The sequence below is a fragment of the Rhodococcus sp. JG-3 genome (genome assembly GCF_000482405.1).
GTDB classification, from domain to species: Bacteria; Actinomycetota; Actinomycetes; order Mycobacteriales; family Mycobacteriaceae; genus Rhodococcoides; species Rhodococcoides fascians.
Genome location: NZ_KI519398.1, coordinates 3,837,194 through 3,863,508, shown reverse-complemented (window position 1 = coordinate 3,863,508; position 26,315 = coordinate 3,837,194). Strand labels below are relative to the sequence as shown.

Annotated in this window: 27 protein-coding genes and 1 tRNA gene; 21 read left to right on the top strand and 7 right to left on the bottom strand. The window is 64.4% G+C overall.

Annotated features, from left to right (window positions below):
* Positions 1 to 104 precede the first annotated feature (104 nt).
* Genes K414_RS0119690 through era form a run of 4 tightly spaced genes read left to right on the top strand, consistent with a single transcriptional unit; the run spans position 105 to position 4,038 of the window.
* Positions 105 to 1,148, top strand: coding sequence for a PhoH family protein (locus K414_RS0119690; RefSeq protein ID WP_027497498.1), 1,044 nt, complete (start codon positions 105 to 107; stop codon positions 1,146 to 1,148).
* 53 nt (positions 1,149 to 1,201) lie between these two features.
* Positions 1,202 to 1,744 (top strand): rRNA maturation RNase YbeY, encoded by a 543-nt coding sequence (gene ybeY, locus K414_RS0119685; protein WP_027497497.1) that lies wholly within the window; start codon positions 1,202 to 1,204, stop codon positions 1,742 to 1,744.
* A 40-nt stretch (positions 1,745 to 1,784) separates the two neighbouring features.
* Entirely contained in the window at positions 1,785 to 3,107 is a 1,323-nt protein-coding gene (locus K414_RS0119680) for a hemolysin family protein (RefSeq protein WP_027497496.1), read from the top strand.
* A gap of 16 nt (positions 3,108 to 3,123) precedes the next feature.
* Positions 3,124 to 4,038 carry a GTPase Era gene (gene era / locus K414_RS0119675; protein WP_027497495.1) on the top strand — a complete coding sequence of 305 codons (915 nt, stop codon included), beginning with the start codon at positions 3,124 to 3,126 and terminating at the stop codon, positions 4,036 to 4,038.
* Between the two features lie 40 nt (positions 4,039 to 4,078).
* Here era and K414_RS0119670 read toward each other — a convergent pair whose 3' ends face one another.
* The gene (locus K414_RS0119670) at positions 4,079 to 5,500 is read right to left on the bottom strand and encodes an amidase (protein ID WP_027497494.1); all 1,422 of its coding nucleotides are present in this window, start codon (positions 5,498 to 5,500) and stop codon (positions 4,079 to 4,081) included.
* Between the two features lie 72 nt (positions 5,501 to 5,572).
* On the opposite strand from K414_RS0119670, the gene recO reads away from it, so the two are divergent.
* Genes recO through K414_RS0119650 form a run of 4 tightly spaced genes read left to right on the top strand, consistent with a single transcriptional unit; the run spans position 5,573 to position 8,619 of the window.
* Positions 5,573 to 6,406 (top strand): DNA repair protein RecO, encoded by an 834-nt coding sequence (recO, locus tag K414_RS0119665; RefSeq protein ID WP_008715506.1) that lies wholly within the window; start codon positions 5,573 to 5,575, stop codon positions 6,404 to 6,406.
* Positions 6,363 to 7,181 carry an isoprenyl transferase gene (locus K414_RS0119660; RefSeq protein WP_045841262.1) on the top strand — a complete coding sequence of 273 codons (819 nt, stop codon included), beginning with the start codon at positions 6,363 to 6,365 and terminating at the stop codon, positions 7,179 to 7,181. Before recO ends, K414_RS0119660 begins: the two co-directional genes overlap by 44 nt.
* A complete protein-coding gene (locus tag K414_RS0119655) occupies positions 7,174 to 7,578 on the top strand; it encodes a hypothetical protein (RefSeq protein WP_027497492.1) in 405 nt (134 codons plus the stop codon). Before K414_RS0119660 ends, K414_RS0119655 begins: the two co-directional genes overlap by 8 nt.
* A 33-nt stretch (positions 7,579 to 7,611) precedes the next feature.
* Entirely contained in the window at positions 7,612 to 8,619 is a 1,008-nt protein-coding gene (locus tag K414_RS0119650; protein ID WP_237606239.1) for an iron-siderophore ABC transporter substrate-binding protein, read from the top strand.
* A 7-nt stretch (positions 8,620 to 8,626) separates the two neighbouring features.
* Here the strand turns inward: K414_RS0119650 and K414_RS0119645 are convergent, their stop codons facing one another.
* Together K414_RS0119645 and K414_RS0119640 are read right to left on the bottom strand one after the other, a co-directional pair.
* Positions 8,627 to 9,067 carry a Fur family transcriptional regulator gene (locus K414_RS0119645; RefSeq protein WP_027497490.1) on the bottom strand — a complete coding sequence of 147 codons (441 nt, stop codon included), beginning with the start codon at positions 9,065 to 9,067 and terminating at the stop codon, positions 8,627 to 8,629.
* Entirely contained in the window at positions 9,064 to 9,438 is a 375-nt protein-coding gene (locus K414_RS0119640; RefSeq protein ID WP_051365396.1) for a metalloregulator ArsR/SmtB family transcription factor, read from the bottom strand. The genes K414_RS0119645 and K414_RS0119640 overlap by 4 nt, the downstream gene beginning before the upstream one ends.
* A gap of 281 nt (positions 9,439 to 9,719) precedes the next feature.
* Between K414_RS0119640 and K414_RS0119635 the strand changes: the two genes are divergently transcribed.
* Positions 9,720 to 11,105: a glycine--tRNA ligase gene (locus K414_RS0119635; RefSeq protein WP_027497488.1), complete on the top strand. Its 1,386-nt coding sequence runs from the start codon at positions 9,720 to 9,722 to the stop codon at positions 11,103 to 11,105.
* 70 nt (positions 11,106 to 11,175) lie between these two features.
* Here K414_RS0119635 and K414_RS29780 read toward each other — a convergent pair whose 3' ends face one another.
* Positions 11,176 to 13,230 (bottom strand): TPM domain-containing protein, encoded by a 2,055-nt coding sequence (locus K414_RS29780; protein WP_027497487.1) that lies wholly within the window; start codon positions 13,228 to 13,230, stop codon positions 11,176 to 11,178.
* 122 nt (positions 13,231 to 13,352) lie between these two features.
* Between K414_RS29780 and K414_RS0119625 the strand changes: the two genes are divergently transcribed.
* Genes K414_RS0119625 through dnaG form a run of 7 tightly spaced genes read left to right on the top strand, consistent with a single transcriptional unit; the run spans position 13,353 to position 20,825 of the window.
* Complete coding sequence (locus K414_RS0119625; RefSeq protein ID WP_027497486.1) at positions 13,353 to 14,267, top strand: ABC transporter ATP-binding protein; 915 nt, start codon at positions 13,353 to 13,355, stop codon at positions 14,265 to 14,267.
* Entirely contained in the window at positions 14,264 to 15,058 is a 795-nt protein-coding gene (locus K414_RS0119620) for an ABC transporter permease (protein ID WP_027497485.1), read from the top strand. The genes K414_RS0119625 and K414_RS0119620 overlap by 4 nt, the downstream gene beginning before the upstream one ends.
* Positions 15,059 to 15,104: 46 nt before the next feature.
* The gene (locus K414_RS0119615) at positions 15,105 to 16,214 is read left to right on the top strand and encodes a sensor histidine kinase (protein ID WP_027497484.1); all 1,110 of its coding nucleotides are present in this window, start codon (positions 15,105 to 15,107) and stop codon (positions 16,212 to 16,214) included.
* Positions 16,211 to 16,819 carry a response regulator transcription factor gene (locus K414_RS0119610; protein WP_027497483.1) on the top strand — a complete coding sequence of 203 codons (609 nt, stop codon included), beginning with the start codon at positions 16,211 to 16,213 and terminating at the stop codon, positions 16,817 to 16,819. Before K414_RS0119615 ends, K414_RS0119610 begins: the two co-directional genes overlap by 4 nt.
* A gap of 55 nt (positions 16,820 to 16,874) precedes the next feature.
* Entirely contained in the window at positions 16,875 to 17,591 is a 717-nt protein-coding gene (locus K414_RS0119605) for a YdcF family protein (RefSeq protein WP_027497482.1), read from the top strand.
* Positions 17,592 to 18,866, top strand: a complete 1,275-nt coding sequence (locus K414_RS0119600; RefSeq protein ID WP_027497481.1) for a deoxyguanosinetriphosphate triphosphohydrolase — start codon at positions 17,592 to 17,594, stop codon at positions 18,864 to 18,866.
* 42 nt (positions 18,867 to 18,908) lie between these two features.
* Entirely contained in the window at positions 18,909 to 20,825 is a 1,917-nt protein-coding gene (gene dnaG, locus K414_RS0119595; RefSeq protein WP_027497480.1) for a DNA primase, read from the top strand.
* Here the strand turns inward: dnaG and K414_RS0119590 are convergent.
* Positions 20,822 to 21,067, bottom strand: a complete 246-nt coding sequence (locus tag K414_RS0119590; protein WP_027497479.1) for a hypothetical protein — start codon at positions 21,065 to 21,067, stop codon at positions 20,822 to 20,824. The two genes, dnaG and K414_RS0119590, sit on opposite strands and share 4 nt — an antisense overlap.
* Before the next feature lie 182 nt (positions 21,068 to 21,249).
* Between K414_RS0119590 and K414_RS0119585 the strand changes: the two genes are divergently transcribed.
* Both K414_RS0119585 and K414_RS0119580 read left to right on the top strand, forming a co-directional pair.
* A tRNA-Asn gene (locus K414_RS0119585) sits at positions 21,250 to 21,322 on the top strand.
* A gap of 274 nt (positions 21,323 to 21,596) precedes the next feature.
* Positions 21,597 to 22,511 carry an AfsA-related hotdog domain-containing protein gene (locus K414_RS0119580; protein WP_027497478.1) on the top strand — a complete coding sequence of 305 codons (915 nt, stop codon included), beginning with the start codon at positions 21,597 to 21,599 and terminating at the stop codon, positions 22,509 to 22,511.
* Here the strand turns inward: K414_RS0119580 and K414_RS0119575 are convergent.
* Positions 22,489 to 23,130, bottom strand: a complete 642-nt coding sequence (locus K414_RS0119575) for a ScbR family autoregulator-binding transcription factor (protein WP_027497477.1) — start codon at positions 23,128 to 23,130, stop codon at positions 22,489 to 22,491. The two genes, K414_RS0119580 and K414_RS0119575, sit on opposite strands and share 23 nt — an antisense overlap.
* A 162-nt stretch (positions 23,131 to 23,292) precedes the next feature.
* Here K414_RS0119575 and K414_RS0119570 point away from each other — a divergent pair, with 162 nt between their 5' ends.
* The 3 genes from K414_RS0119570 (at position 23,293) to K414_RS0119560 (ending at position 25,506) form a co-directional block, all read left to right on the top strand.
* Entirely contained in the window at positions 23,293 to 23,760 is a 468-nt protein-coding gene (locus K414_RS0119570) for an NUDIX domain-containing protein (protein ID WP_027497476.1), read from the top strand.
* Positions 23,761 to 23,840: 80 nt separating this feature from the next.
* Positions 23,841 to 23,984, top strand: a complete 144-nt coding sequence (locus K414_RS29195; RefSeq protein ID WP_161631816.1) for a hypothetical protein — start codon at positions 23,841 to 23,843, stop codon at positions 23,982 to 23,984.
* Between the two features lie 55 nt (positions 23,985 to 24,039).
* Positions 24,040 to 25,506: an MFS transporter gene (locus K414_RS0119560; protein ID WP_027497475.1), complete on the top strand. Its 1,467-nt coding sequence runs from the start codon at positions 24,040 to 24,042 to the stop codon at positions 25,504 to 25,506.
* Positions 25,507 to 25,517: 11 nt separating this feature from the next.
* Here K414_RS0119560 and K414_RS0119555 read toward each other — a convergent pair whose 3' ends face one another.
* A complete protein-coding gene (locus K414_RS0119555) occupies positions 25,518 to 26,240 on the bottom strand; it encodes a GAF and ANTAR domain-containing protein (RefSeq protein ID WP_027497474.1) in 723 nt (240 codons plus the stop codon).
* Positions 26,241 to 26,315 lie beyond the last annotated feature (75 nt).

Here is a 26,315-nt window from a genome sequence, read left to right as displayed (position 1 = left end):
CATCGATCCTGCGGCGTTAAACTTGGTCCGAGCGCGACCTGACGGACGCGTTCGAAAACATCAGCGTCACCGGTCGAAACAAGAGAGCAGGCCATAGCCACCACGTGAGTGAACACAGCGAATTTCCCGCCGAGCGCGACGTTCGGTCCACCTTGGAGCTCGCCCCCGAAGCAGTGATGCCGCTGCTGGGACAGTCCGACGAGAACCTCCGGGCGCTCGAGCAGATGCTGACGGCCGACATCCACGTACGAGGAAACGCCGTGACGCTCACCGGGAAGGTGCCCGATGTGGCGTTGGCCGAGCGGGTGATCACCGAATTGGCGGCATTGGCCAAACGTGCTCAGCCACTGACTCCCGATGCAGTGCGCCGGTCGATCGCCATGCTCACCGAGGGGGTGTCGGATTCTCCCGCCGAGGTGCTGAGCCTGGACATTCTGTCGCGTCGAGGCAAGACCATTCGGCCCAAGACCTTGAACCAGAAGCGCTACGTCGACGCGATCGATGCCAACACGATCGTGTTCGGAATCGGTCCTGCCGGAACGGGCAAGACCTACCTGGCCATGGCCAAGGCAGTGCAGGCATTGCAGACCAAGCAGGTCAGCCGCATCATCCTGACGCGGCCTGCGGTGGAGGCAGGTGAGCGTCTGGGCTTTCTGCCCGGAACCTTGCACGAGAAGATCGACCCGTATCTGCGTCCACTGCACGACGCCTTGCACGACATGATGGACGACGAGGCCATTCCCAAGCTGATGCAGGCCGGCGTCATCGAGGTCGCGCCGCTCGCCTACATGCGTGGCCGTACTCTCAACGACGCGTTCATCATTCTCGACGAGGCGCAGAACACCACGGCCGAACAGATGAAGATGTTCCTCACGCGTCTCGGTTTCGGATCGAAGATCGTCGTCACCGGAGACGTGACGCAGGTCGACCTACCCGGCGGTGCCCGGTCGGGCCTTCGTGCGGCGTCGGAGATTCTCACCGACGTGGACGACATCCACTTCGCGCAACTGACCAGTAGTGACGTGGTGCGTCACCGGCTCGTCTCGGAAATCGTCGACGCCTACGAGCGCTTCGAGTCCGCATCGGAAGGCGTCATCGCGAACCGCGCGCAACGCCGTGCCGGTGGGCCGCGTTCGGCGAGAAGATGATTCAGGCGTACGGAAACGGTAATGCAGGCAACGAGAGCGTGGGTAGTGGCTAGATGAGTATCGAAGTGTCCAACGAGTCGGGGATGGACATCTCCGAGCCCGAACTGGTCTCGGTCGCACGGTTCGCGATCGCCGGCATGGACGTGCACCCCGCTGCGGAACTGTCCATGGTGCTGGTGGATTCGGCAACCATGGCAGATCTGCACATGCGCTGGATGGATCTGCCCGGCCCCACCGACGTGATGTCGTTTCCTATGGACGAGCTCGAACCGGGCGGTCGTCCCGATGCTCCCGAGCCCGGACCGGCGATGCTCGGAGACATCGTGCTGTGCCCGTCCTTCGCGGCGGATCAGGCCGCGGCAGCAGGACATTCGCTCGAACACGAGCTCGCGCTGCTGACCGTGCACGGCGTGCTGCACCTGCTCGGCTACGACCACGCCGAGCCGGACGAAGAGAAGGAAATGTTCGAGCTGCAGAACCGTCTGCTGGCCGACTGGTACGAGGACGCCCGGCGGGCGGAGCAGGCGGCCGAACAGGCCGTTCGAGACGCTCGGCTGCTCGGCAAGGCCGGCTTCGTCGACGGTCTCGACCGATGATGTGCGTGTTCGGACCAGCGGGAGTGCGGGGTCCTAGCGCGTGAGCAGTGCTGCCGCACTCATCGTCTTCGCCGTTCTGCTGGTTCCTCTCGGCGGCTTGTTCGCCGCAGTCGATTCGGCCCTGAACACCGTCTCGCGGGCGCGAATCGAAGACATGGTCAAGGACGAGCGACCGGGTGCCACCGGCCTCGTCGTCGTGGTTGCCGACCGCCCGCGGTACGTCAATCTCATGGTGCTGCTTCGTATTCTGTGCGAAATCGGCGGCACGGTGCTGCTCGCAGGTGGCCTGACCCAGTTGATCGACTCGACCACCGCGCTCGTGATCACCGCTGTGGCAATGGTATTGGTCAGCTACGTCGTGATCGGCGTCGGTCCGAGAACGCTGGGTAGGCAGAACGCGTACTCGATCGCGCTCGCCGCAGCGTTGCCGTTGCGCGCCCTCGGCTGGCTCCTCGGGCCGATCAGCAGGCTGCTCATTCTCATCGGTAACGCGATCACCCCGGGTAAGGGATTTCGCAACGGCCCGTTCGCATCCGAGATCGAGCTTCGTGAGCTGGTCGACATGGCGCGCGAGCGCGGAGTCGTGGCCGACGACGAACGCCGAATGATTCAATCGGTGTTCGAGCTGGGCGATACCTCGGCCCGCGAGGTCATGGTGCCGCGGCCCGAAATGGTGTGGATCGAATCCGACAAGTCGGCGGGGCAGGCGACGTCGCTGGCCGTGCGCAGTGGGCACTCTCGCATCCCGGTGATCGGCGAGAACGTGGACGATATCGTCGGCGTGGTGTACCTCAAAGACCTTGTGCAGCAGACGTATTACTCCACCGACGGTGGGCGAGGCGTACAGGTCTCCGAACTGATGCGTCCGGCGGTGTTCGTACCGGACTCCAAGCCGCTCGACAGTCTTCTCGCCGAGATGCAGCGAGACCGAAACCATATGGCGTTGTTGGTCGACGAGTACGGCGGCATCGCGGGCCTGGTGACCATCGAGGACGTCATCGAGGAGATCGTCGGGGAGATCGCCGACGAGTACGACTCGGACGAGGTAGCACCCATCGAGCAACTCGAAGACGGACGGTTCCGGGTGTCCTCGCGGGTACCGCTCGAGGATCTGGGCGAAATCTTCGGTATCGACATCGAATCCGAGGAGGTCGATACCGTCGGCGGACTCCTCGGCTACGAGCTCGGCCGAGTGCCGCTGCCCGGTTCCGAAGTGACCACTCACGGACTGTTGCTGCGCGGCGAGGGTGGAGCCGACCCCAAGGGCCGCGTCCGCATCACCACCGTGCTGGTCGAAAAGCTCGAACCCGACGAAGAATCCACCGAGGACGACGACTCGTCGGACGTCACTCACCAACACTGAAATCTGGAGGTGCTCGATGTCCGAGCAACACACCGAAGAGTTCCGATCCGGATTCGTCTGTTTCGTAGGCCGGCCCAACACCGGCAAGTCGACCCTGACCAACGCACTGGTGGGGTCGAAGATCGCCATCACGTCCTCGCGACCCCAGACCACGCGCCACACGATCCGCGGCATCGTGCACCGCGATCACGCGCAATTGATCCTCGTCGATACCCCGGGGCTCCACCGACCGAGAACGCTTCTGGGTCAACGCCTCAACGATCTGGTGCAGGACACCTACTCCGAGGTCGACGTCATCGGACTGTGCATCCCCGCCGACGAGAAGATCGGACCGGGCGACCGGTGGATCCTCGAACAAGTGCGGCACATCGCGCCGAAGACCACCCTGATCGGCATCGTGACCAAGATCGACAAGGTCAAGAAGGAACGCGTCGTACAGCAGTTGATGTCGTTGTCGAAGCTGTTGGGCGAGAATTCGCACGTGATCCCGGTATCGGCCGAATCCGGTGAGCAGATCGAGAAGCTCGTCGACCTCCTGGCCTCCGAATTGCCCCCGGGTCCCGCCTTCTATCCCGACGGGGAACTGACGGACGAGCCGGAGGAAATCCTCATGGCCGAGCTGATCCGCGAGGCAGCGCTCGAAGGTGTCCGCGACGAGCTCCCGCACTCGCTGGCAGTGGTCATCGAGGAGGTCGTGCCGCGCGAGGGCCACGACAACATGCTCGATGTGCACGCGATCCTGTACGTCGAACGGTCCAGCCAGAAGGCCATCATCATCGGCAAGGGCGGCTCGCGACTCAAAGAGGTCGGCACCGCGTCGCGACTGCAGATCGAGAAATTGCTCGGTACCCGCATCTACCTGGATCTGCACGTCAAGATCGCCAAGGACTGGCAGACCGACCCGAAACAGATGGGCAAGCTCGGTTTCTGATGCGGAGCGGCTTCCCATGTGAGTGAAACTTCGTAGCAGGCTACGAAGTTTCACTCACATGGGTCCACCACGGCTCGGGGCGTCGGCGATGCCACTGCAGTACGTTCTCGAGTTGAGCGGCCACCGAGACCAGCAGAGGCTCTGTGGATTCGTGGCCCATCAGCTGCAGACCGATCGGTAGACCGGCTTTCGTCAGTCCCGCGGGGACGTTGACGCTCGGCCAACCGAGGACGTTCCACGGCCATGTGTACGGGCAGTGCTCGGTGATCACGCGGTCGGTGTCGGCGTTGGAGATGCCGTCGATGGCGTCGACCCGCGGAGGCGGCGTGGCCGTCGTCGGGGCGAGCACGACGTCGTAGTCGTCGAAGAACTGGCCGATGCGGCGGGCTATCCGTGGCTCTGCCGCGCGGGCCGCCCGCAGTGGTGCGCCGGCGAGGGCTCGTCCGCTCCGGGCGTTGGCTCGGGTGCGGGGGTCGGCCAGAGACGGGTCGGGCAGGCGGTCGAGCCAGGCCGCGACTCCGGCCAACGACCGCGGTAAGAAGTTGAGCCCCAACAACATTCCGTACGCAGGATCGTCGACGACCACGCGGTGACCGAGCAACCGCAGCACGGCAGCCATCTCGTACGCCGCAGCCGTGATCTCGGGATCCAGTGCCGCGGGTGTCGGAATGAACGGCTTGCGCAGACTCAACGCGATGCGCAGCGAACCGGGGTCGCGGCCGACGGCGTCAGAGACGGTCAGCGGAGTCGGCCGGTGCAGATCGCCGTCGTGCCCACCGGAGACCACGTCGAGAAGCAGGGCTGCGTCGGCCACCGTTCGGGCGAGCGGACCGATGACGGTGATGCCGTTGAACGCCTCGGCATCGGGCCAGGTGGAAATTCGGCCGCGCTGCGGCTTGATGCCGACGAGGTTGGTCCACGACGCCGGGATGCGCACCGAGCCGGCACCGTCGGAACCCAGAGCGGCGGAAACCAATTCGGCTGCGACCGCGGCAGAACTGCCACCGGAGGAACCGCCCGGAGTCCGGTCTCGGTGCCACGGATTCCTCGTGTGGCCGAACGATCCGCCCGTGAACGGCCATTGCCCGAGTTCGGGACTGTTGGTCTTTCCCACGATGATCGCCCCTGCCGCACGCAGTCGGCGGACCACCTCGGAGTCCTCGGTGGCCAGCGGAAACCGGCCTGCGCAGCCGAATGCGGTCGGTTCGCCGACGATGTCGACGTCGTCCTTGACTGCGATCGGAACGCCGAGCAGGGGAGCGGACGAGCCCGCAGCAATCAGCCGATCGGCCTCGGCGGCTTCGGTGAGGGCGGCATCGCGTCGCACGATCCGGAACGCGTTGAGGGTGGGTTGACTGCGTTCTATGCGATCCAGTGCAGCGGTGACCACCTCGACCGAGGTGACGCGTCTCGACGCGAGTTCGGCAGCCTGAGCAACGAGTGTCGACCGATGGAAATCCACGTGTGCACAGTATCGACTCACCGTCAGCGCGGGAACGATCTTCGTCGACGCCCACGTGGGACACTGGAGAGCGTGAGGCCATACCGTGACAACGCAGTCGTCCTGCGCCAGCACAAGCTGGGTGAGGCCGATCGCATCGTCACGTTGCTGACCAGGGAGAACGGCATCGTCCGTGCGGTGGCCAAGGGGGTGCGCCGCACCAAGTCCAAGTTCGGCGCACGGCTGGAGCCGTTTGCGCACATCGACGTCCTGCTCTATCCCGGACGCAACCTCGACATCGTCACTCAGGTGCACACGGTGGACGCGTTCGGCGGGGACATCGTTGCCGATTACGGCCGGTACACCACCGGCTGCGCAGTCCTCGAAACCGCCGAGCGTCTGGCCGGCGAAGAACACGCCCCCGCGCAGCGCCTGCATCAGCTGACCGTCGGCGCGCTGCGTGCCCTTGCGCAGCACGTGCGGCCGCCCGAGTTGGTACTCGACGCGTATCTGCTGCGTGCGATGGGTTTCGCCGGATGGGCTCCCGCACTGACGGACTGCGCTCGATGCGCTGCGGTGGGGCCGCATCGTGCGTTCCACGTCGCCGCGGGTGGCGCTGTGTGCGTGCATTGCCGACCGCCGGGATCTGCGACGCCATCGACCGGTGTTCTGGATTTGATGGTGGCCCTCGAACGAGGGGAGTGGGACTACACCGTCACCACCTCCGATGCGGTCCGAAAGCAGGCCAGTGGCCTGGTGGCGGCTCATCTGCAGTGGCACCTCGAACGCCAGCTCCGCACACTTCCGCTCATCGAGCGCTCGCATCCACACCAGGTGCCGCTGGCCCAACCTGACTCCGTGTTCGCCGACACCGTCGGGCAGGATGGGGACCGTGATTCGACGACGCGAGCCGCAACACCGGCCTGACGAACGGCCGGCGGTTCGCCCGCCGGACCCGCACCCCTCGGGTGCGCGGCCGCCGATCTTGCAGCCGGAGCTGATTCCTCGTCACGTCGCTCTGGTCATGGACGGTAACGGCCGGTGGGCTCAGGATCGTGGATTGCCGCGAACCGCAGGGCACGAGCAGGGCGAAGCAGTACTGATGGATGCCGTCTGTGGCTGCATCGAAATCGGTGTGCAGTGGTTGTCTGCGTACGCTTTCTCGACGGAGAACTGGAAGCGCAGTCCCGACGAGGTCAAGTTCTTGATGGGTTTCAATCGCGACGTGATCCGGCGTCGACGAGACGAGATGAACGAGATGGGTGTGCGGGTGCGCTGGGCCGGTCGGCGACCGCGACTGTGGGGCAGCGTCATCAAAGAACTCGAAGTGGCCGAGGAGCTGACGAAGCACAACACGGTGATGACGCTGACCATGTGTGTCAACTACGGCGGGCGAGCCGAAATTGCCGACGCCACAAGGGAAATCGCGCGTCAGGTTGCCGCCGGAAAGATCAACCCGGAAAAGATCACCGAGGCGACCGTCGCGAAGTACCTCGACGAGGCGGACATGCCCGACGTCGACCTGTTCCTGCGTCCTTCGGGGGAGCAGAGAACCTCCAATTTCCTGCTGTGGCAGTCGGCCTACGCGGAGTTCGTTTTCCAGAAGAAACTGTTCCCCGATTTCGATCGTCGAGATCTGTGGGAGGCCTGCATCGAATTCGCGTCGCGGGACCGACGATTCGGTGGAGTGAAATATGAGTGACGATGTATCTGGCCTCACCTTGCAGACGCGGGCTCAGTTGGCGCTGGCGCAGTTCGCCACTGTCACTGTGGGTGAGGAAGGGTCTCTGGGGTTCGACTATGCAGGTGCGCTGTGCTCGCTACGCGCGGTGCAGCTCTCGCCGGAGCTCGAGGTGCTTTCGCTCACCGCGGTGCTGGCCTGGGATCGACCGCTCAAGCCCGCACTACACAAGAAGGTAGCCGACCGCAACGCCGATTCGCAGTTCGGCGCGATTTCGGTCAACACCCACGACAAGCTCGCAGATGTGTTGTTGCGCTACACCTTTCCGGCCAACGGGTTGGACGACGAAGCGATGTTGACGATGTTGATTCTGGTGCTCGCCGGGGTCGAGAAGGCCCGCGAGGGTTTGCTGCCCTGAACGGTCGTCTAAGGTAAGCCTTTACTAACTCACGTGAAGGCGGTTGCAATGGCGGTTCGAGTGTCCAGAATGCTGACGGCAGTGGTGGCGGTGATGGCCATCGGCGCGTCCGCAACTGCCTGCTCCACAGCAGAACCCGACGACAGCGCGGCCCAGTCTGCGGACGGTGTTTTCCCGGTGGTCATCGACCACATCTACGGCAGCACGACCGTTCCGGAGAAGCCCACCCGCATAGTCACGCTCGGGGTGTCCGACGCCGATGCCGTCATCGCGCTCGGAACCGTCCCGGTCGGAAACACCGGATACACCTTCTACGAGACCGGACTCGGTCCGTGGACCGACGAGTTGGTGGGCGACGCACCACTGACGCTGCTGGGCTCGGAGTCCGAACCGAACTTCGAGCTGATCGCTTCTCTGCAACCGGATCTGATCACCGGGCTGAACGCCGGCTTCGACGAGGCCACCTACGCGCAACTCAGTGACATCGCCCCGACCGTCGCTCGACCGGCCGGATCGGCGGCATACGCCGTCGATCGCGAGGTGGCAACCGACACCATCGCCCGCGCGATGGGCGAATCCGATCGTGGCAAGGAGCTGAACGCCCAGACCACGGCTGCACTCGAACAGGTTCGAGCCGGACATCCGGAGTTCGCGGGTAAGACTGCCGCCGTGGTACTTCCGTACGACGGTCAGTTCGGCGCATATCTGCCGGGGGACGCGCGGGGGACGTTCGTCACGTCATTGGGCTTCGGGATTCCGGACCCGATCCTGGCCGAGGACAACGGAACCAACTTCTTCGTTCCGGTCTCGGCCGAGAACATCTCGAAGCTCGACGCCGATGTGGTGCTCTATCTCGGCACCGGCGACGACATCGACGTCGTGGCGGAGAATCCGATCTTCGGAACACTGACAGCCGCCCGCAACGACGCCATCGTTCCGTTATCCATCGATCAGCGTGGGGCGATCACGTACAACTCGGTGCTGTCCATTCCGTTCGCCATCGATTCGGTGGTGCCTCGCCTGGCGGGTGCGGTGGGGTGAGAGCTGTTCAGTGACCGGCCGTGCTGCACTGACTGCAGGTGCCGAATATCTCGATGGTGTGGCTCACGTCGCTGAAGCCGTTGGACTCGGCGACACTCTGCGACCACTTCTCGACGGTGGGACCCTCGACCTCGACGGTGAATCCGCATGCTCGGCACACCAGGTGGTGATGATGGCCCGAGGAGCAACGCCGGTAGACCGACTCGCCGTTGTCGGTACGCAGAACGTCGACCGTTCCTGCGTCGGCAAGGGTCTGCAGTGTGCGGTACACGGTCGTCAGGCCGATCCCCTCACCGCGCTTGCGCAGCTCGTCGTGCAGATCCTGCGCGGACTTGAACTCCTCGATGGTGTCGAGCAGATCCGAGATCGCACTGCGTTGCTTCGTGGCTCGTACTCCGACTACGACGGGTCGTCTCGGAGTGGCGGTATCGGTCGTCTTCTCGGTCACAGGTTTCGGCCTTCCTCGGCGTGAGCCACGGCGTCGACGACGATGTGGGAGAGATGGTCGTCGACCAGTCGGTACAGGACCTCGCGGCCGTTACGTTCTCCGCGGACCACACCGGCCGCCTTGAGAACCCGCAGATGCTGGCTGATCAACGGCTGTGTCACACCGAGGGCGACGACGAGTTCGTGAACGCAGCGCTCGGATTCTCGGAGCTGCAGGACGATCGCAATCCGAACCGGTGCGGCCAGTGCACGCAGGATGTCGCCGGCCGCGGCCAAGGTCTCCTTCGGCGGAAGTAACGCCGGGGGAGTGGTGGCGAACGGGTCGTCGTGCACCGGGCGTTCCGGATCCTGCAGATGCGCCGCCGTCTCCATGGACGAGTCGGTTCTGTGGGTGTGCACCGTGGACATGGCTGCGGCTCCTTCGGTCACCGGTCGGTTGTCGAATTCTCCCTGCACGGTCGACGTCATGAACTCAGGCTAGTGCAGTCATCGTTATTGCAAATCATATTCATTGTGATATGCACAGGTGCGCATGTCAATTTCGGTGCCCGACCGCTGTTCGGAATCGATGACCGAGCCAGATAGTCTGATCAGGGCGAAAACCGCCCACGTCACCTCTTACACGATGTAACCGAAGATGGAGAGCTCCGCCAGTGGCACCCAAGTCCAAGGTCGAAACCGTCGCCAACCTCGCCAAGCGCAGAGGTCTCGTCTACCCGTGCGGCGAAATCTACGGCGGTACGAAGTCGGCCTGGGACTACGGTCCGCTCGGCGTCGAGCTCAAGGAGAACATCAAGAAGCAGTGGTGGCGCAACATGGTCACCAGCCGCGACGACACCGTCGGGCTCGACTCGTCGGTGATTTTGCCGCGCCAGGTGTGGGAGGCCTCCGGCCACGTCGAGACGTTTTCCGATCCGCTCGTCGAGTCGCTGCACACCCACAAGCGCTACCGTGCCGATCACCTCATCGAGGCCTACGAGGAGAAGCACGGCCACCCGCCCGAGAACGGACTCGCCGATATCCGCGACCCGGAGACCGGTGAGCCCGGTTCGTGGACCGAGCCGCGCGCATTCTCCGGCCTGCTCAAGACCTTCCTCGGCCCGGTCGACAACGAAGAGGGGCTGCATTACCTTCGCCCCGAGACCGCCCAAGGCATCTTCGTCAACTTCGCCAACGTGCTGACGACCTCACGCAAGAAGCCGCCGTTCGGCATCGGCCAGATCGGCAAGAGCTTCCGCAACGAGATCACACCGGGAAACTTCATCTTCCGCACTCGCGAGTTCGAGCAGATGGAGATGGAGTTCTTCGTCAAGCCCGGCGAGGACGACGAGTGGCATCAGTACTGGATCGACTACCGCATGAAGTGGTACACCGATCTCGGCATCGATCCGGAGAACCTGCGGCTGTACGAGCACGCCAAGGAAAAGCTGTCGCACTACTCCAAGCGCACCGTCGACATCGAGTACCGCTTCGGCTTCCAGGGCAGCGCCTGGGGTGAGCTCGAGGGCGTCGCGAACCGCACCGATTACGACCTGACGGTGCACTCGAAGGCGTCGGGCCAGGACCTGAGCTACTACGAGCAGGCCACCGACACCCGGTACACCCCGTACGTCATCGAGCCGGCCGCCGGCTTGACTCGGTCGCTGATGGCGTTCCTCGTCGACGCGTACACCGAGGACGAGGCACCCAACGCCAAGGGCGGCGTCGACAAGCGTGTCGTGCTCAAGCTCGATCGTCGTCTTGCCCCGGTGAAGGTCGCTGTGCTCCCGCTCTCGCGTAACGCAGACCTGACGCCGAAGGCGAAAGATCTTGCGCAGCAACTGCGTCAGTACTGGAACGTGGAATTCGACGATGCCGGAGCCATCGGCCGTCGCTACCGTCGTCAGGACGAGATCGGTACCCCGTTCTGCATCACCGTCGACTTCGACACCCTCGACGACCACGCCGTCACCATTCGTGAGCGCGACACGATGGCACAGGAGCGCGTGGCTCTCGATCAGGTCGAGGGTTACATCGCGTCCCGACTGATCGGCGCGTAGAGCTGTAGGCAATCGACAGGGCCCGATCTCTCGATGAGAGAGCGTGCCCTGTCGCATGTCTCGGTCGGATTCAGAAGCGGCCGCCGCCTCCGCCGAAGCCGCCGCCTCCGCCTCCGCCGAAGCCGCCGCCTCCGCCTCCACCGCCGCCGAAGCCCCCGCCACCACCGAAGCCGCCGCCGAATCCGCCTCCGCCACCGCGCAGCACGCTGTTGATCAGGATCCCGCCGAGTACGGCGCCTGCTACGTTGCCGCCGCTGCTACCGCCGCGTGGGCCGTGCCGATTTTCCCAGTTCTGTACATCGGATTGGGCGATCTGCGATGCGCGCGAAGCCAATTGACTGGCGGCATGCGCGTGCTTGAGAGCCTCGTCGGGATTTTCCGGTTCGAGCTGCCGAGCTGCACCGAGATGCCGTTCGGCTTCGGACAAACGCGTTCGAGCATCGGCACCCACTCCGCCGCGTCGGGTCGAGATGTAGTCCGCTGCAGCAGTGATCTGCGCCTGGGCAGCGGCAATATCGCGTTCCAGACGCGCCCGCAGCTGATCCTCGGCGGCCTTCTCCGCAGACGCTTCGTCGACGATCTTCTCGAGTTCGGAATCTGCTGCGGCAAGGGCGGTGTAACTACCGAGCGGATCGCTCGACTGTGCCGTCTCGGCGTTCTTCAATGCCGTCTGTGCCGCGGCCATCGCCGCCTGCAGTTCGGTACCGCCGTGTTCGGTCAGTCCGCGAGCCTGCTCGATGTCCCGGCGGACGTCCGCGATGGCGTCGGGCAGGGTGGCTATTGCGTGCCGTATGTCGTCGCGGGCGTGGTCGACTCCGTCGAGCAACGACTTCGCCTGATCGACGGCTCGTTCCGCGGTCCGAATCGCTGTGACGGCCGGGCCCTGCTTACCGGGCGGCAGTGCTGCGGCCTTGCGGCCGGCTTCGATGTTCTCCTCGGCCAGCGCAACTCGATCCTTGGCCATCATGACGTTGTCGGCAATCGATTTCAATGCGGTCTCGGAGAATTCCGAATGCAGTTGAGCGAGTACGGCTTCGGACTGCGGAATGCGCACCGTCAAGCCGATGACGGCTTGGGTGAGCTCGTCGAGATGCGAACCGGCGTTCATGACGAGGTCGCGGAATCCGTCGAATTCCTCGACCCGAGAGTCGAGTTCGCGATCTGCCTGGCCGCACGAGGAGATGATTTCGACGAGCATCGCCCGTCGCTGATCGGGGGTTTCGGGAATGGCGTCGTCGAGCCGCTGACGGATCTCGAAGGCAGAGGCCAGAGCTTTCTTTGCGTTGTCGTACGCCGTGATGAAGGGAGCGGCTGCCGAATCGCCGAATTCGCCTCGGGCCAAGGTCAATTCCTCCTCGCTGGCTCGCACGGCGTTGTCGGTCTCGATCAGAATTTCCTTGGCGCGGGTGTCGAGAACGTCGATCGGGAATTGGGCCAATGCTGCCGGGTCGCTCGGGTCGATCTTCGCCACCGCTTCCACCTCGGCGGCCACTCGAGCCTTCTTGCGCCGTGAGGAGTAGACAACAGCTCCGCCGCCTGCGACGGCCAACACCCCGACACCGATCAGCAGCGGTGCCGACGACCCACCTCCGCCGCTCGACGCATAGGCCTCGCCGAGAGCGCCGGCCGCAGCTATGGCCGCTCCCGACCAATCCTCTTCGCCCAGTGCAGGTTCGACGTCGTTGACGCGAATGTCGTCCTGCTCCGCCGTGGTGATCTGCGAGAGCCCGGTGTTGACGCCGAGGTAGTACGACCGATCGACGGTCGCCACTGCGAGCAGGACGTCACGCTGACCGAGATCGCTCCGTTGGTATGTCTGTTCGGCCCAGTTCGCCGCCGACATGTTGTCGAAATCCGCAACGTAGGTGACCCACAGCCTGACCTGGCTGCCGCCGTACAGGTCGTCGATGGACGTCTGTACCTCGGCCAGCGAGTCCGGATCGAGTGCCTGCACGTTGTCGGTGATCTGGGTGGCGAGGCGCGACGGTGCCTCGGCGGAGGCGACGCCGGGGGCGAGGAGAACCGCAGCGAACAAGGTCAGAGCACCTGTTGCGGTGAGGCGACGGAATCGATGGACCGACCTACGGACTGTGGCGCTGGAGTGCCGCCGGTGCTGGACTGCCATGCGCTGAAATCTACCGGCTGGGTCGTGTCCGAATCGAGCAGGTCGATCCATGACAGTTGTCATCGTGCAATCGTGACGCTCGGTCGAGGTGGTCGGGCTCGGATCGCAGCAGAGTAGCTGTCATGACCACAACGAAGGCAGTCGAACTGAGAGGCGTCACCAAGACATACGGATCGGTCCGTGCGGTGGACGGAATCGACCTGTCCATCGAGCCGGGCGAGGTAGTCGCTTTCCTCGGACCGAACGGTGCCGGCAAGACCACGACCATCGACATGATGCTCGGCCTGGCCACACCCACCACCGGGACGGTCTCGGTGTTCGGAGGAACGCCCGCCGACGCCATCGCTCAGGGGCGCATCTCGGCGGTGATGCAGACCGGCGGACTTCTTCGCGACCTGACCGTCCGCGAAACCGTCGAACTGACCGCGGCCCTGTTCGCCCGAACTCGGTCGGTGAAGGAAGTGCTGACTCGGGCCGGCATCGCCGACATCGGCGACAGGCGAGTGGCCAAGTGCTCCGGCGGCCAGCAACAGCGACTGCGATTCGCACTTGCACTGTTGCCCGACCCGGATCTGCTGGTGTTGGACGAGCCGACCACCGGCATGGACGTCGAGGGTCGTCGTGACTTCTGGAACGCCATTCGCCAGGACGCGAGCACCGGCAGAACGGTGCTGTTCGCAACGCACTACCTCGACGAGGCCGATGCCTACGCCGACCGGATCGTCCTGGTGCGGCACGGCAAGATCGTTGCCGACGGCAGCGCCGCCGAGGTCAAGAATCTCGCGGCGGGACGCACGGTCACCGCCACTCTGCCCGGTGTCGACCGGTCCACGTTGCTCGCTCTTCCCGGAGTCGACCGGGTCGAGACGCGCGGCGACCGGGTGATCGTGCACGGACGCGACTCCGACTGCGTTGCCCGCTACCTGCTCAACGACGCGCATGCGACCGATCTCGAAATCGTCTCGCGCAACCTCGAGGACGCCTTCCTCGCCCTGACCACCGATGCCGACACCGAACTCGCCGGGAGTATCCGATGACCACGACCTCGCCCCGCCCCACCGCTGCCAGAGCCGTTGCGTACGGCGGATTTTCGCCCACGTTCCTCGGACTCGAAATCCGTCGCCTGTTCCGGAACAAGCGCACGTTGGTCTTCACGTTGGTCATGCCCCCGGTGTTCTTCGTCATTTTCGGGACGCAGTCGGACTACCGGACCAACTACCCTTTCGCGCACGGCAACGTCACGGGCTACATCGCCATCAGCATGGCCGTCTACGGAGCGATGCTGGCCACCACGAGTGGGGGAGCGATGGTCTCCGTCGAACGCGCTCAGGGCTGGAGCAGGCAGCTGCGACTGACTCCGCTCAAACCTGTCGCTTACATCGTCACCAAGATGCTCGTCGCCATGACGATGGGTGCTGCAGCGATCGTCGTGGTGTTCGTCGTCGCGGCATTCTTCGGAGCCGACATGCCGATCTGGGTGTGGCTCGCGTGCGGAGTGATCGCGTGGCTCGGATCTGCGGTGTTCGCCGCATTCGGGTTGTTCATGGGGTACCTGCTGCCCTCGGAGAACGTCATGCAGATCCTCGGACCGGTACTGGCCTTCCTCGCCCTGGCCGGCGGATTGTTCGTCCCGCTCGGTGACAGCGGCTGGTTCCCGATGCTGGCGAAGTTCACCCCGTTGTACGGCCTGGCGACTGTGGCCCGGGCTCCGTTCACCTCGGCCGACGCAGGCATCCTCGCCGTCGCAGTGGTCAACCTGGTGGTGTGGGCGGTGGTGTTCATCGCAGGAGCGGCGCTGCTGTTCCGGAAAGACACCAAGCGTGCCTGACGCGGAAACCACCGATCGTGTCGCCCACGGAGATACCGTGGGCGACATGACCACGTTCACCGCCGACCTCCCCGAGGGCAGGGTTTGGCGGTACGGCTGGATTTTCGGAGCCATCTGGCTGATCTACTTGATCTATCCGTTGAACGAGATTCTGTCGTTGGAATCTGTGGCGGCACGGGTCCTCGGTATTGCCGCGATCGTCGGGTTCGGAGTCGTGTTCACGGCCACCTTCTGGCGCTTCCGCAACGGTCACCGCCGCGGACACCCGCTGCCGGTACGGCAGGCCTGGATCGCGCTCGCGGCAATGCTGGCCCTGACCGCGGCGATGAGCGCGCTGATCGGAACCACCGGATTCGGCGCAACGATCTACATCGCGGTGCTGGCGATCATGACGCTGCCGGTTCGGCAGGCGTGGACGTTGGTCGCGGTGATGGTGGTGGCCATCGAAGTGGCACCGCGGGTCATCCCGTCCTGGGAGCCCGACAACTTTTTCGCGTTTCAGTTGCTGATCAGCTCGGCCGCTGCGTGGGGTATCACTCAGGTCTTCCAGCGCAACCACGAATTGGCCGTGGCGAGGCAGCAATTGGCGGATCTGGCCATCGTCGCCGAACGTGAGCGGATGAGCCGAGACGTGCACGACATTCTCGGGCATTCCTTGACCGTCATCACTGTCAAGAGCGAACTGGCCGGCAGATTGCTCGAGATCGATGCTGCCCGAGCAGCTGTCGAGATCGCCGAGGTGGAAACCCTTGCAAGGCAAGCACTGGCCGACGTCCGAAGCACCGTCGGCGGCATGCGTCAAATCGACATCGGTACCGAACTGGCAAGCGCACGAACAGCTCTGGTGGCTGCAGCCATCGACGTCGAGCTGCCCGCGGATGCCGACGTCGTTCCACTGAGACACCGCGAACTGTTCGGCTGGGTTCTGCGTGAAGCGGTGACCAACGTGGTGCGACACTCCCACGCACGCCGCTGCCGGGTGATGCTGACGCCGTCGAGCATTTCCATCGTCGACGACGGATGCGGGCCGGCCGAGGAACACTGTGGAGGAAACGGGCTCCGCGGGTTGGGTGAACGCGTGAGCGCTGCCGGTGGTTCACTGACGGTCGCCCGGGTTCCGACCGGCGGATTCAAGGTGGAGGTCTCGGCACCATGAGTATCAGACTGTTGCTGGCCGACGACCAAGCGCTGGTGCGTGGTGCTCTCGCGGCATTGTTGGGACTCGAACACGACCTCGACATCGTCGCCGAGGTGGGACGAGGCGACGAAGTGGTGGCGGCGGTTCTCGAACATCGACCCGACGTCGTGCTGCTCGACGTGGAAATGCCGGGCAAGAACGGCATCGACGTCACCGCCGAGCTGGCTCAGGTGGTACCGGAGTCGAGAGTGCTGATCGTCACGACGTTCGGCCGGCCCGGATATCTGCGCCGTGCGATCGATGCCGGAGCCTCCGGATTCGTCGTCAAGGACACTCCAGCCAAACAGTTGGCCGATGCCGTGCGACGGGTCCACATGGGTCTGCGCGTCGTCGATCCCGCGCTCGCCACCGAGACGCTCACCGAGGGCGTATCGCCCCTGACCGCCCGTGAGCAGGAAGTTCTTCGCGCAGCGTCGAAGGGTGGAACGGCCGGTGCCATCGCGGCGCAGGTGCACCTGTCGGAGGGGACAGTGCGCAACCATCTCTCTTCGGCGATCGGAAAAACCGGCACCAGCACCCGGGCCGAAGCGGTCCGTGTCGCCGAGGACCGCGGGTGGCTCTGACCTTCCGAGGCGCGCCGTGACCGCCGAAGATGCGCGGGCCTGGCAAACTCGAGGGGTGAATCCAACTCTCGACCGAGATTCGTACGGCGACCCGTACGACGACCGGTATGCCCCGGACCCCGGTCCCGAGCGGCTGGGCTTCTTCGGAACGCTCGGACGCTGGACGGGTCGGTTGGTCGCGGGAGTGATACTGATGGCCCTCGTTCTGGTGGCAGGCACCGCGGTGCGCGTGTGGCAGGTGGCTCGGATCGACGACCATACTGCGGCGGACGCCATCGTCGTACTCGGTGCGGCGCAGTACAGCGGTACGCCCTCGACGGTGTTCGAGGCACGCTTGGCGCAGGCGGCCTCGTTGTACGAGCAGGGCATCGCTCCCGAGATCGTCACCGTCGGCGGCAAGCAAGAAGGTGACCTGTTCACCGAGGCGGCGTCGGGTCGCAATTACCTGATAGATCAGGGCGTGCCTGCCGACGCGATCGTGGCCGTCGAAACCGGATCGGACACCCTCGAAAGCATCGAAGCCGTCAGTGCCACGCTACGAGATCAGGGCAAGACATCGGTGGTGCTGGTCAGCGATCCGTGGCACTCGCTGCGCACCCGAACCATGGCGCGCGACGCCGATCTCGATGCGTGGACGTCGCCCACCCGCACCGGGCCTGCCGTCTACACCCGCGAGTCGCAGGCGCACGGAATAGCCAGGGAGACAGGCGCGCTGCTGTGGTACCAGTTGACGCACTTCACCGCTGATTTCTCCTACACGGCAGGCCAGTAGATGACCGGCACATACTCCGAGCACGACGTCGAACGATTCGTTCCCGAACCGCCCAAGACCGCTGGGCTTCGATCCGGGGCGGACAACGCCTCGCATCGGAGTGCGTTCGCGCGAGATCGAGCGCGGGTCTTGCACTGTGCTGCCCTGCGTCGTCTGGCGGACAAGACCCAGGTGACCGGGCCCCGCGACGGTGACACCCCGCGCACCCGGTTGACGCATTCGCTCGAGGTCGCGCAGATCGGGCGCAGCATCGCGGAGGGGCTCGGCAGCGACCCCGATCTGGTCGATCTGGCGGGCTTGGCACACGACATCGGTCATCCTCCCTACGGACACAACGGCGAGCGAGCCCTCGACGAGGTGGCCCAGGACTGCGGCGGATTCGAGGGCAACGCGCAGAACCTGCGCATCCTGACCGGCCTCGAGCCCAAGATCCTCGACTCCGACGGCAACAGCGCGGGGCTCAACCTCACCCGCGCCGCCCTCGACGCCGCGATGAAGTATCCGTGGACCAGGCCCGCGCCGGGCGCGAAATTCGGTGCCTACGACGACGACTCGGCCATTCTCGGCTGGGTACGCGACGGTGCACCGGACAAGCACAAGTGCCTCGAAGCGCAGACCATGGATTGGTCCGACGACGTCGCCTACTCGGTGCACGACGTCGAGGACGGCGTCATCGACGCCAGAATCGACCTGCGTGCACTATCCGATCCGATCGAGCAGCGGGCACTGGCCGAACTCGGTGTCTCGGAGTTCCGCGGACTCGACGTCGACGAGTTGATCGAGGCGGCGAGCCGGCTGTCCAAGATGGACGTCGTCGTCGCGGTCGGCAGATACGACGGCACCCTCACCGCATCCGTGGCGCTCAAGCACATGACGAGCGAGCTGGTCGGGCGATTCGCCACGGCTGCCATCGACGGAACCCGCCAGAAGTACGGCACGGCAGCGTTGACGCGATACGACGCCGACCTCGTGGTGCCGTCGATCGTCGCGTCCGAAGTGGCTCTGCTCAAGACGATGGCACTGCGGTACGTCATGTCCGACGCCGGGCACAAGATTCGGCAGGAACGTCAACGTGACCGGATCCATCGCGTCGCCGAGTGGTTGATGCGCTCGGCGCCGGGCGAACTCGATCCCATCCTGGTGCCCGCGTGGCAACGCGCGAACAGCGACGCCGAACGGACTCGCGTCGTCGTGGATCAGATCGCGTCGTACACCGAGAGTCGACTCGAACTGGTGGACAAGCGGTCGCTCGGGGCTCAGGCCAGCTGGGGTTGATCGACGGGTGTCGGGCGTCTTGTTCGACGCTAGACTCCAGTCGTGGCCGGCCGAATTCCTGAACGTGACATTGCCGCCATTCGCGAACGCACACGGATCGAAGACATAGTCGGCGACTACGTCTCGCTCAAGCGCGCGGGCGGCGACTCCATGAAGGGGTTGTGCCCCTTCCACGACGAGAAGTCCCCGTCGTTCCATGTTCGGCCCAATCACGGCCACTATCACTGCTTCGGCTGCGGCGAAGGTGGTGATGCCTACTCCTTCCTCCAGAAGATCGAGCACATTTCGTTCGTCGAGGCCGTCGAGCAACTCGCCGATCGGCTGAACTACTCGATCTCCTACGAGGGCGGAGGGCCATCGGTCCAACGTGACCGCGGGACCCGAGCGCGCTTGATCGCCGCGAACGCGGCGGCTCAGGAGTTCTACGCCGGTCGGCTCAGCGGGCCCGATGCCCAGGCCGCCCGGGACTACCTGACCGAACGCAACTTCGACGGCCACGCCGCGCTGGCCTACGGCTGTGGATACGCACCCGACGGCTGGGACACCCTCACCAAACATCTGCTGGGCAAGGGCTTCGAAGCCAAGGAGATAGTCGACGCCGGCCTGGCAACCCCGGGCAAGCGCGGCACACCCATCGACCGATTCCGGCGCCGGTTGGTGTGGCCGATTCGCAGTCAGAGCGGCGACGTCATCGGCTTCGGCGCACGCAAGCTGTTCGACGACGACACGATGCCCGGAAAGTACATCAACACCCCGGAAACCATGCTGTACAAGAAGTCTCAGGTGTTGTTCGGGCTGGATCTCGCGCGCAAGGAGATCGCGAAGTCGCATCAGGCCGTCATCGTCGAGGGGTACACCGACGTCATGGCAATGCACCTGGCCGGCGTCAAGACCGCGGTGGCGTCCTGTGGCACCGCGTTCGGCGAAGACCACCTCGCGATGCTGCGCCGACTGATGATGGACGACAGCTACTTTCGCGGTGAGGTGATCTACACCTTCGACGGTGACGACGCCGGCCAGGCCGCGGCCATGAAGGCGTTCGAGGGGGATCAGAAGATCGCCGGGCAGACCTTCGTCGCCGTCGCACCCGACGGAATGGACCCGTGCGACCTGCGCCTGAAATCCGGTGACAACGCGGTTCGCGATCTCGTGGCCCGGCGAACCCCGATGTTTGCCTTCGTCGTCAAATCGCTGCTACGAGAGCATGATCTGGACACGCCCGAGGGGCGCGTCGAAGCGCTCAAGCGCACTGTTCCGGTGGTCGCGCGAATCAAGGACGCCTCACTGCGGGACGAGTACGCCAGACAGCTCGCCGGGTGGACCGGCTGGGACGACACTGCGATGGTGCTCGCCCGCGTGCGCGACGAGGCGAAGAAGGGTGCGCGAGGCGACACGAGCGGTAAACGCGTGCCCTTCGAGAAGCGTCAGGCAGCGCCGACGGAAGCCCCGGCCGGGCCGCCGCGTCCGAACCCCACCGATCCGACGCTGTGGCCGCAACGAGAGGCCCTCAAAGCGGTGCTGCAGATGCCCGCGGTCGCCGGCACCGTCTTCGATTCGCTCCCGCCCGAGAGCTTTCACCATCCGGCGTACGCCGCGGTGCGTGATGCCGTGGCCGCGGCCGGCGGCACTGCCGCGGGCCTGGGCGGTGGGGAGTGGGTCGACGCGGTGGCCAAGCAGGCCAAGGACGCCGTGGTGGTGTCGTTGGTGACGGAGTTGGCCGTCGACCCGATGCGCGTGGCCGACGACGCTCTCACGCGCTACATCTCCGGTGTGCTCGCCCGGCTTCAAGAGGTGTGGGTGGGCCAACAGGTCGCCGAACTGAAGTCCAAGCTGCAGCGCATGTCGCCTGCGGAGAAGCCGGACGACTACAACGCCCTGTTCGGTGATCTCATCGCCCTCGAGCAGTACCGCCGCAGCCTGCTCGAACTCGCCGTGGGAAGCGTCGCCGAGGTCGGTTAGCGCCGCAGCTGATCGCGCGGGACGAAAACCTGGTCTTCGTCGTCGACCGGCTTCATCGGCTCGAGTCTCGGCTGCGTGTTCAGAGAGTCGGACAACTTCTGACGGCCGACCTCGATGGCCTTCTTGGTGGCCGGGCTCGACGCGACGGCGCTGGCCGTCTTGCGAATCTGCTCGTAGCGGCCCCGTCCGGCCTTGGCTCCCAGTACATATGCAGCTCCAGCCGCCAGTACCAAACGAATCATCAGTGGGTCCTTCCGTAGAGCGTGCGGCCGTTCTTCCATCTTGCCCGACGAACCTCGAGCAGGGCGATTCGGTACTCGGCGGACCCTCCTTCGGTGCTTGCGTGGGCCCGATTTGGTACTCACAAGGGGGTGTGCGCTATTGTTTCCAACGGCTCGCACGAGAGTGTGACGCCGCGAGGTAATCCCCCATAGCTCAATTGGCAGAGCATTCGACTGTTAATCGAAGGGTTCCTGGTTCGAGTCCAGGTGGGGGAGCGCAGTCCCCGTCCGGCTTGTCCGGACGGGGATTTTTGCTATCAGGGGTCGCTCGCCCGTGACGGGATCGGTCGGCGAGAACGTACCGCACATGTGGTACCGAGAGTCCCGGACAGCTATCAGATCGTGACCGAATCTTCTGTATATCGATCGAATGAATCAGGCCGACCGATGCCAGTTTTGTCGGTGTCTCGCGACATACTGTTCGTGCGGTCCGGGACGCTCGGAAGTGCTCGAAAAAAGCCGGATCGGTCGGGTTCTAAGGGGCATTGAAGTGAGTTTGAGTTACGCATCCACCGTTCCACGTCAGCTCGTGCATCGGCGCTCTCCGGCGGACGTGCTGTTGACCGACTACGAGACGGTCGACGGTACGCATCGTGCGGCAGTACAGCTGCCGACGTCGCATCGCATGTTCGTGCCGGTACGTCGCACCCACGATTCGTTGATGATCGCCGAGGCGCTACGGCAGGCGGTGAGCCTGTTCTGTCACGTCGAACACGACGTCCCGCTCGATCACGTGGTCTACATCGAGCACTTCCGGTTCGACATTCTCGACCTTCTGTCGGTCGACAACATCGACGATTCGCTTGTCGCCGAGTCGATCACGACCGACCGGACATTCGAGGACGAGTCGCTGGACAACCTGAAGCTGTCGGCTCGACTGCTCAACCGCGGTCAGGTCGTCGCCTCTGGAACGGCGTCCGTGCGTCCCATCGGACCGGACGTCTACTCCAAGGTCCGCAAGCCGACGATGGCCGACCCACACTTCCGGTACCTTCCCGCCGGAACCGAGGTGGTGGAACCGGCCGGAGTCGGCCGTCTCGACCCCTCCGATGTAGTACTGGCTCGTCATACGTCGGACGGGACGCTCGTGGTTGCTCCGGATCCGCGAAACCTGGCGATGTTCGATCATTCGGTGGAATACCTACCGGGCGTCACCATGCTCGAAGCCGCCCGTCAGGCGTTGCGTTTGGCCACCGGTTGCGTGGGACTGGATCTCACGTCCCTGGAGGTCAGGTTCTTGGGGTTCGCCGAATGGGCCAACCCGTGCACGGTCATCGTCGACAGCGACACGACCGACGGCATTCACCGCATTCAGTTCGAGCACGACGGGGTCGTGCTCTCGGCGATGTCCGTCACGGCGACACCCGAACCGTGGCTGCCGCTCAGCGATCGTTCCAGTCGATGAGCGGTGCGTCGGCGACCGCTCGAATCCGGGCCAGTCGCCGGCGAGGGGCGATCGACGGTAGCAACAGGTGCCACATCTCGGTCATCCGAAGCTGGAGGTCGGCGCGTCCGGTGAGCATCTCCGAGACGGTCTGAACTCCCGTGAACGATGCGACGATCATCCTGGCGAGTGCGGCCGTGTCCACGTCGTCGACGATGTCGCCTTCGGTCCGGGCGCGCTCGGTCAACTTCGCGATCATTCCGATCCAGTCGTCGAACGATTGCGCATTCGGATTCTGAGCCGTCGTCGATTCCAACGTCAACCGCATGCCGCCACGTGCGATGGGGTCGGTCTGCAGCTGACGCGCCAACTCCTTGGTGATCAGGATCAGGGCATCGATGGCCTTCGGTGTGCTTTCGATGATGGTGACGGTGGCAGCGGTGGCAAGAGCCATCTGTGCCTCGATCACGGCCTGCGCCAGATCTTCCTTCGACGAGAAGTGGAAGTACATCGCACCTTTGCTGACGCCGGCGTTGGCGATGATGGTGCTCAGACTGGCTGTGCCGTAGCCGAACTTGTCGAAGCTCGATGCGGCTCCCACGAGTACGGCCTGCCTGGTCGATTCTGCGCGCTCTTGCATCGGTAGACAATAGCTGGTACCCGCTTTCGCGGCACTCTCCGAGTCAAAAGACGGCAATTCACCGAAAATCGGTGTCGATGCCCAAGGGGCGAACCGTGCGGGCCTGCTCGAATGGTAATGCGGGATGACGGTGAGCAACCGAATTGATGGCACGCTCATCACATGGTCAACAAGAGCGCGGGCATTCTGCTGTTTCGTGTGAACGCCGACGTGGTGGAGGTCCTGATCGCCCATCCCGGCGGCCCGTTCTGGGTGCGGAAGGACGACGGTGCGTGGTCGATAGTGAAGGGGGAGTTCACCGAGGCCGAAGACCCGTGGGCGGCGGCTCAGCGTGAATTCCGAGAGGAAGTCGGCATCGAGGTGCCTGCGGGCAACCCCATCGAGCTCGGCACCGTCACACAGCGCGGCGGGAAGATCGTCACCGCGTTCGCGATCGAGTCCGACCTCGATGTCTCCACTGCGATGAGCAACACATTCGAGATCGAGTGGCCGCCGAAATCCGGGAAGATGCAATCGTTTCCCGAGGTAGACCGCATCGAATGGTTTCCGGTGCCACTGGCGAGGACAAAGCTGCTGGCCGCGCAGCACCCATTTCTCGACGCGGTGGAGGCCTTTGTGGAGTCGCGCTAGTTTCGGCGGCGAATCCAGGGGTATCCGGCGGCCGGAAACGACGGCCGCGGATGCAGGGTGGGAAGTGGAACATGACACCGATGGAGACGACCGACGCCGACACGGCTCGCGTGGAAACGGCTCTGCTGGAAGGTCAGTGGGCAGGTCGAATCGTGGCCTCGGGGTTCGTGGCTCTGGCCACCGGCCTGTCCTGGATGTTCGCCGCGTCCGCAATGATCGGCTAGCAATACCAGACCGTTCGGTCGATACTGCTCAGCGACTACTACGAAGGGCAGTGCAGTGACCGACGGTATTGCGTCAGCGACCCCACCGGCGATCGAGGTACCCAAGCGCGCCTGGCAAGCCCTGGTGGTTCTGTTGCTCGGCATGTTCATGGCCCTGCTCGACACCACCATCGTCAACGTCGCATTGCCGACGATCAGCACGACGCTGGAGGCATCGGAATCCGTTTTGTCGTGGATCATCTCGGGCTACGCGCTCGCGTTCGGTCTCGCCCTGATTCCGGCGGGCAAGGTCGGGGATCGGATCGGGCACAAGTGGGTGTTCTTCACCGGTCTCGCTCTGTTCACGGTGGCCAGCTTTGCCTGCGGACTCGCTCAGGACGATCTGCAGTTGGTGGTTGCCCGAGTGGTTCAGGGTCTGGCAGGCGGAATGTTCGTGCCCGCTGTCACAGCGTTCATTCAACTGCTGTTTCCAGGCCCTGTGCGCGGCAAGGCATTTGCGATCATGGGTGCGGTCATCGGAGTGTCGACTGCGTTGGGGCCGATCGTCGGCGGGTTGATCATCCAGGCATTCGGTGAGGAGAACGGCTGGCGGTTGGTCTTCTGGGTCAACCTGCCGATCGGAATCGTCGGTCTGATCGCGGCGGCGGTTCTGCTGCCGAAGAAGGATGAATCCGAGCCGACTGCAAGGCCGGGCATCGACTGGCTCGGGTTGGTGCTGATCTCCGCCGGCCTCATCGCGCTGCTCGTACCGCTGATCGAAGGCCAGGAGCTCGGGTGGCCGTTGTGGACCTACGTGACCATTGCTGCAGGCGTGGGCCTGATTGCAGTGTTCGGCTGGTGGGAGGTGATCCACAGCGGTCGTGGACACAATCCGCTCGTGCCGCCGCGACTGTTCACCCGACCGGCATTCACCGGCGGTGTGATTCTCGCGCTGGTGTACTTCGCAGCGTTCACCAGCATCTTCTTCACCATCTCGTTGTTGTGGCAGACCGGGCTCGGCAATACGGCCCTCTCGTCCGGGTTGGTCTCGATACCGTTCGCGATCGGCAGCATCATCGCGTCCTCGCAGAGCAACAAGCTCACGATCCGACTCGGCCGCACCGTACTGATCCTCGGCGCATCGCTGGTGTCGATCGGCTTGATCTGGCTGTGGATCATCTTGGCGACCAGTTCCGCCGACACCATCTCCCATTGGACTCTGCTGGTCCCGCTGTTCATCGCGGGCTTGGGCAACGGCGCGTTCATCGCTCCCAACGCGCAGTTCATCGTCGCAACCGTCGACCGCGACGACGCAGGGGCCGCGAGCGGCGTCATCTCGACGATGCAGCGCGTCGGCTCCGCAATCGGTATCGCAGTCATCGGTAGTGTGCTGTTCGGCTCACTCACCATCACCGGCCCCGATACCGTGGGATCCGGCTTCCTGCACGGTGCCGCAATGGCCATGGCCGTCAGTGCCGCGTTCAGCGTCGTTGCGTTGGCGTTGGTGTTCGCTCTACCGAAGAAGGTGCAGAGCGGTCACTGATCTCGGCTCGTTCAGCTCGACAGGCCCTTGCCGTGCCGCTGGACGACCGTCGATGCGAGATCGGCGATCTTGACATTGAGATCCTGCGACGATTTGCGGAGCAGTGCGAACGCTTCTTCGTCGGATACTTTGTGCAGCGCCATGATGAGGCCGATCGCCTTGCCGATCTCACGGTTACTCTCGAGGCCGTCGCGCAAGGTCGATGCCTCTTGGCCGTTCAGCATCGCCCCTACCGTCACAGAAGTGAATGCAGTCAGGATGACGGCTTTGTCGGCGGTGTCGGCATCGAAGGCACCTGCGGTGTCGGTGAACAGGTTGAGAGCACCCACCTTCTGCTCGTCGACCTTGAGGCGGAACCCCATCGCTCCCCGGACCGGCGTGCGGTTCAGGACACCCCGAGCCATTGCGGGCCACTGGGTGGGGCTGCTGAAATCCGGCTCGAGTTGGACGGCCTCGGTGGTCAGCGCATCCAAGCACGGTCCCTGACCTGTGGCGCGTTCGATGTCGTCGACGACGCGTGCCACGTCATCCGAGGCCGCGACGGTGACGGCCTTTCCGTGGCGCAACAACATGAGACTCGCGTGATCGCAGTGAGGGACAACCATCGTCGCGGCGTTGCAGATAGCGGTGTAGACCTCTTCTGCGCTACTGCCGCGATACACGATGTCGGCCAGAGCGGCGAATACAGTTGCCGGGTCGGTCGACGGAGCGTCGAACTGTTCGTCGTCGGTCATTGCTTCTCCCGTCGTGTGGCGCATGCCGGACAAACCGGTTGCGCAGCACATCAACCGTACCGCCCTGCGCCGGGG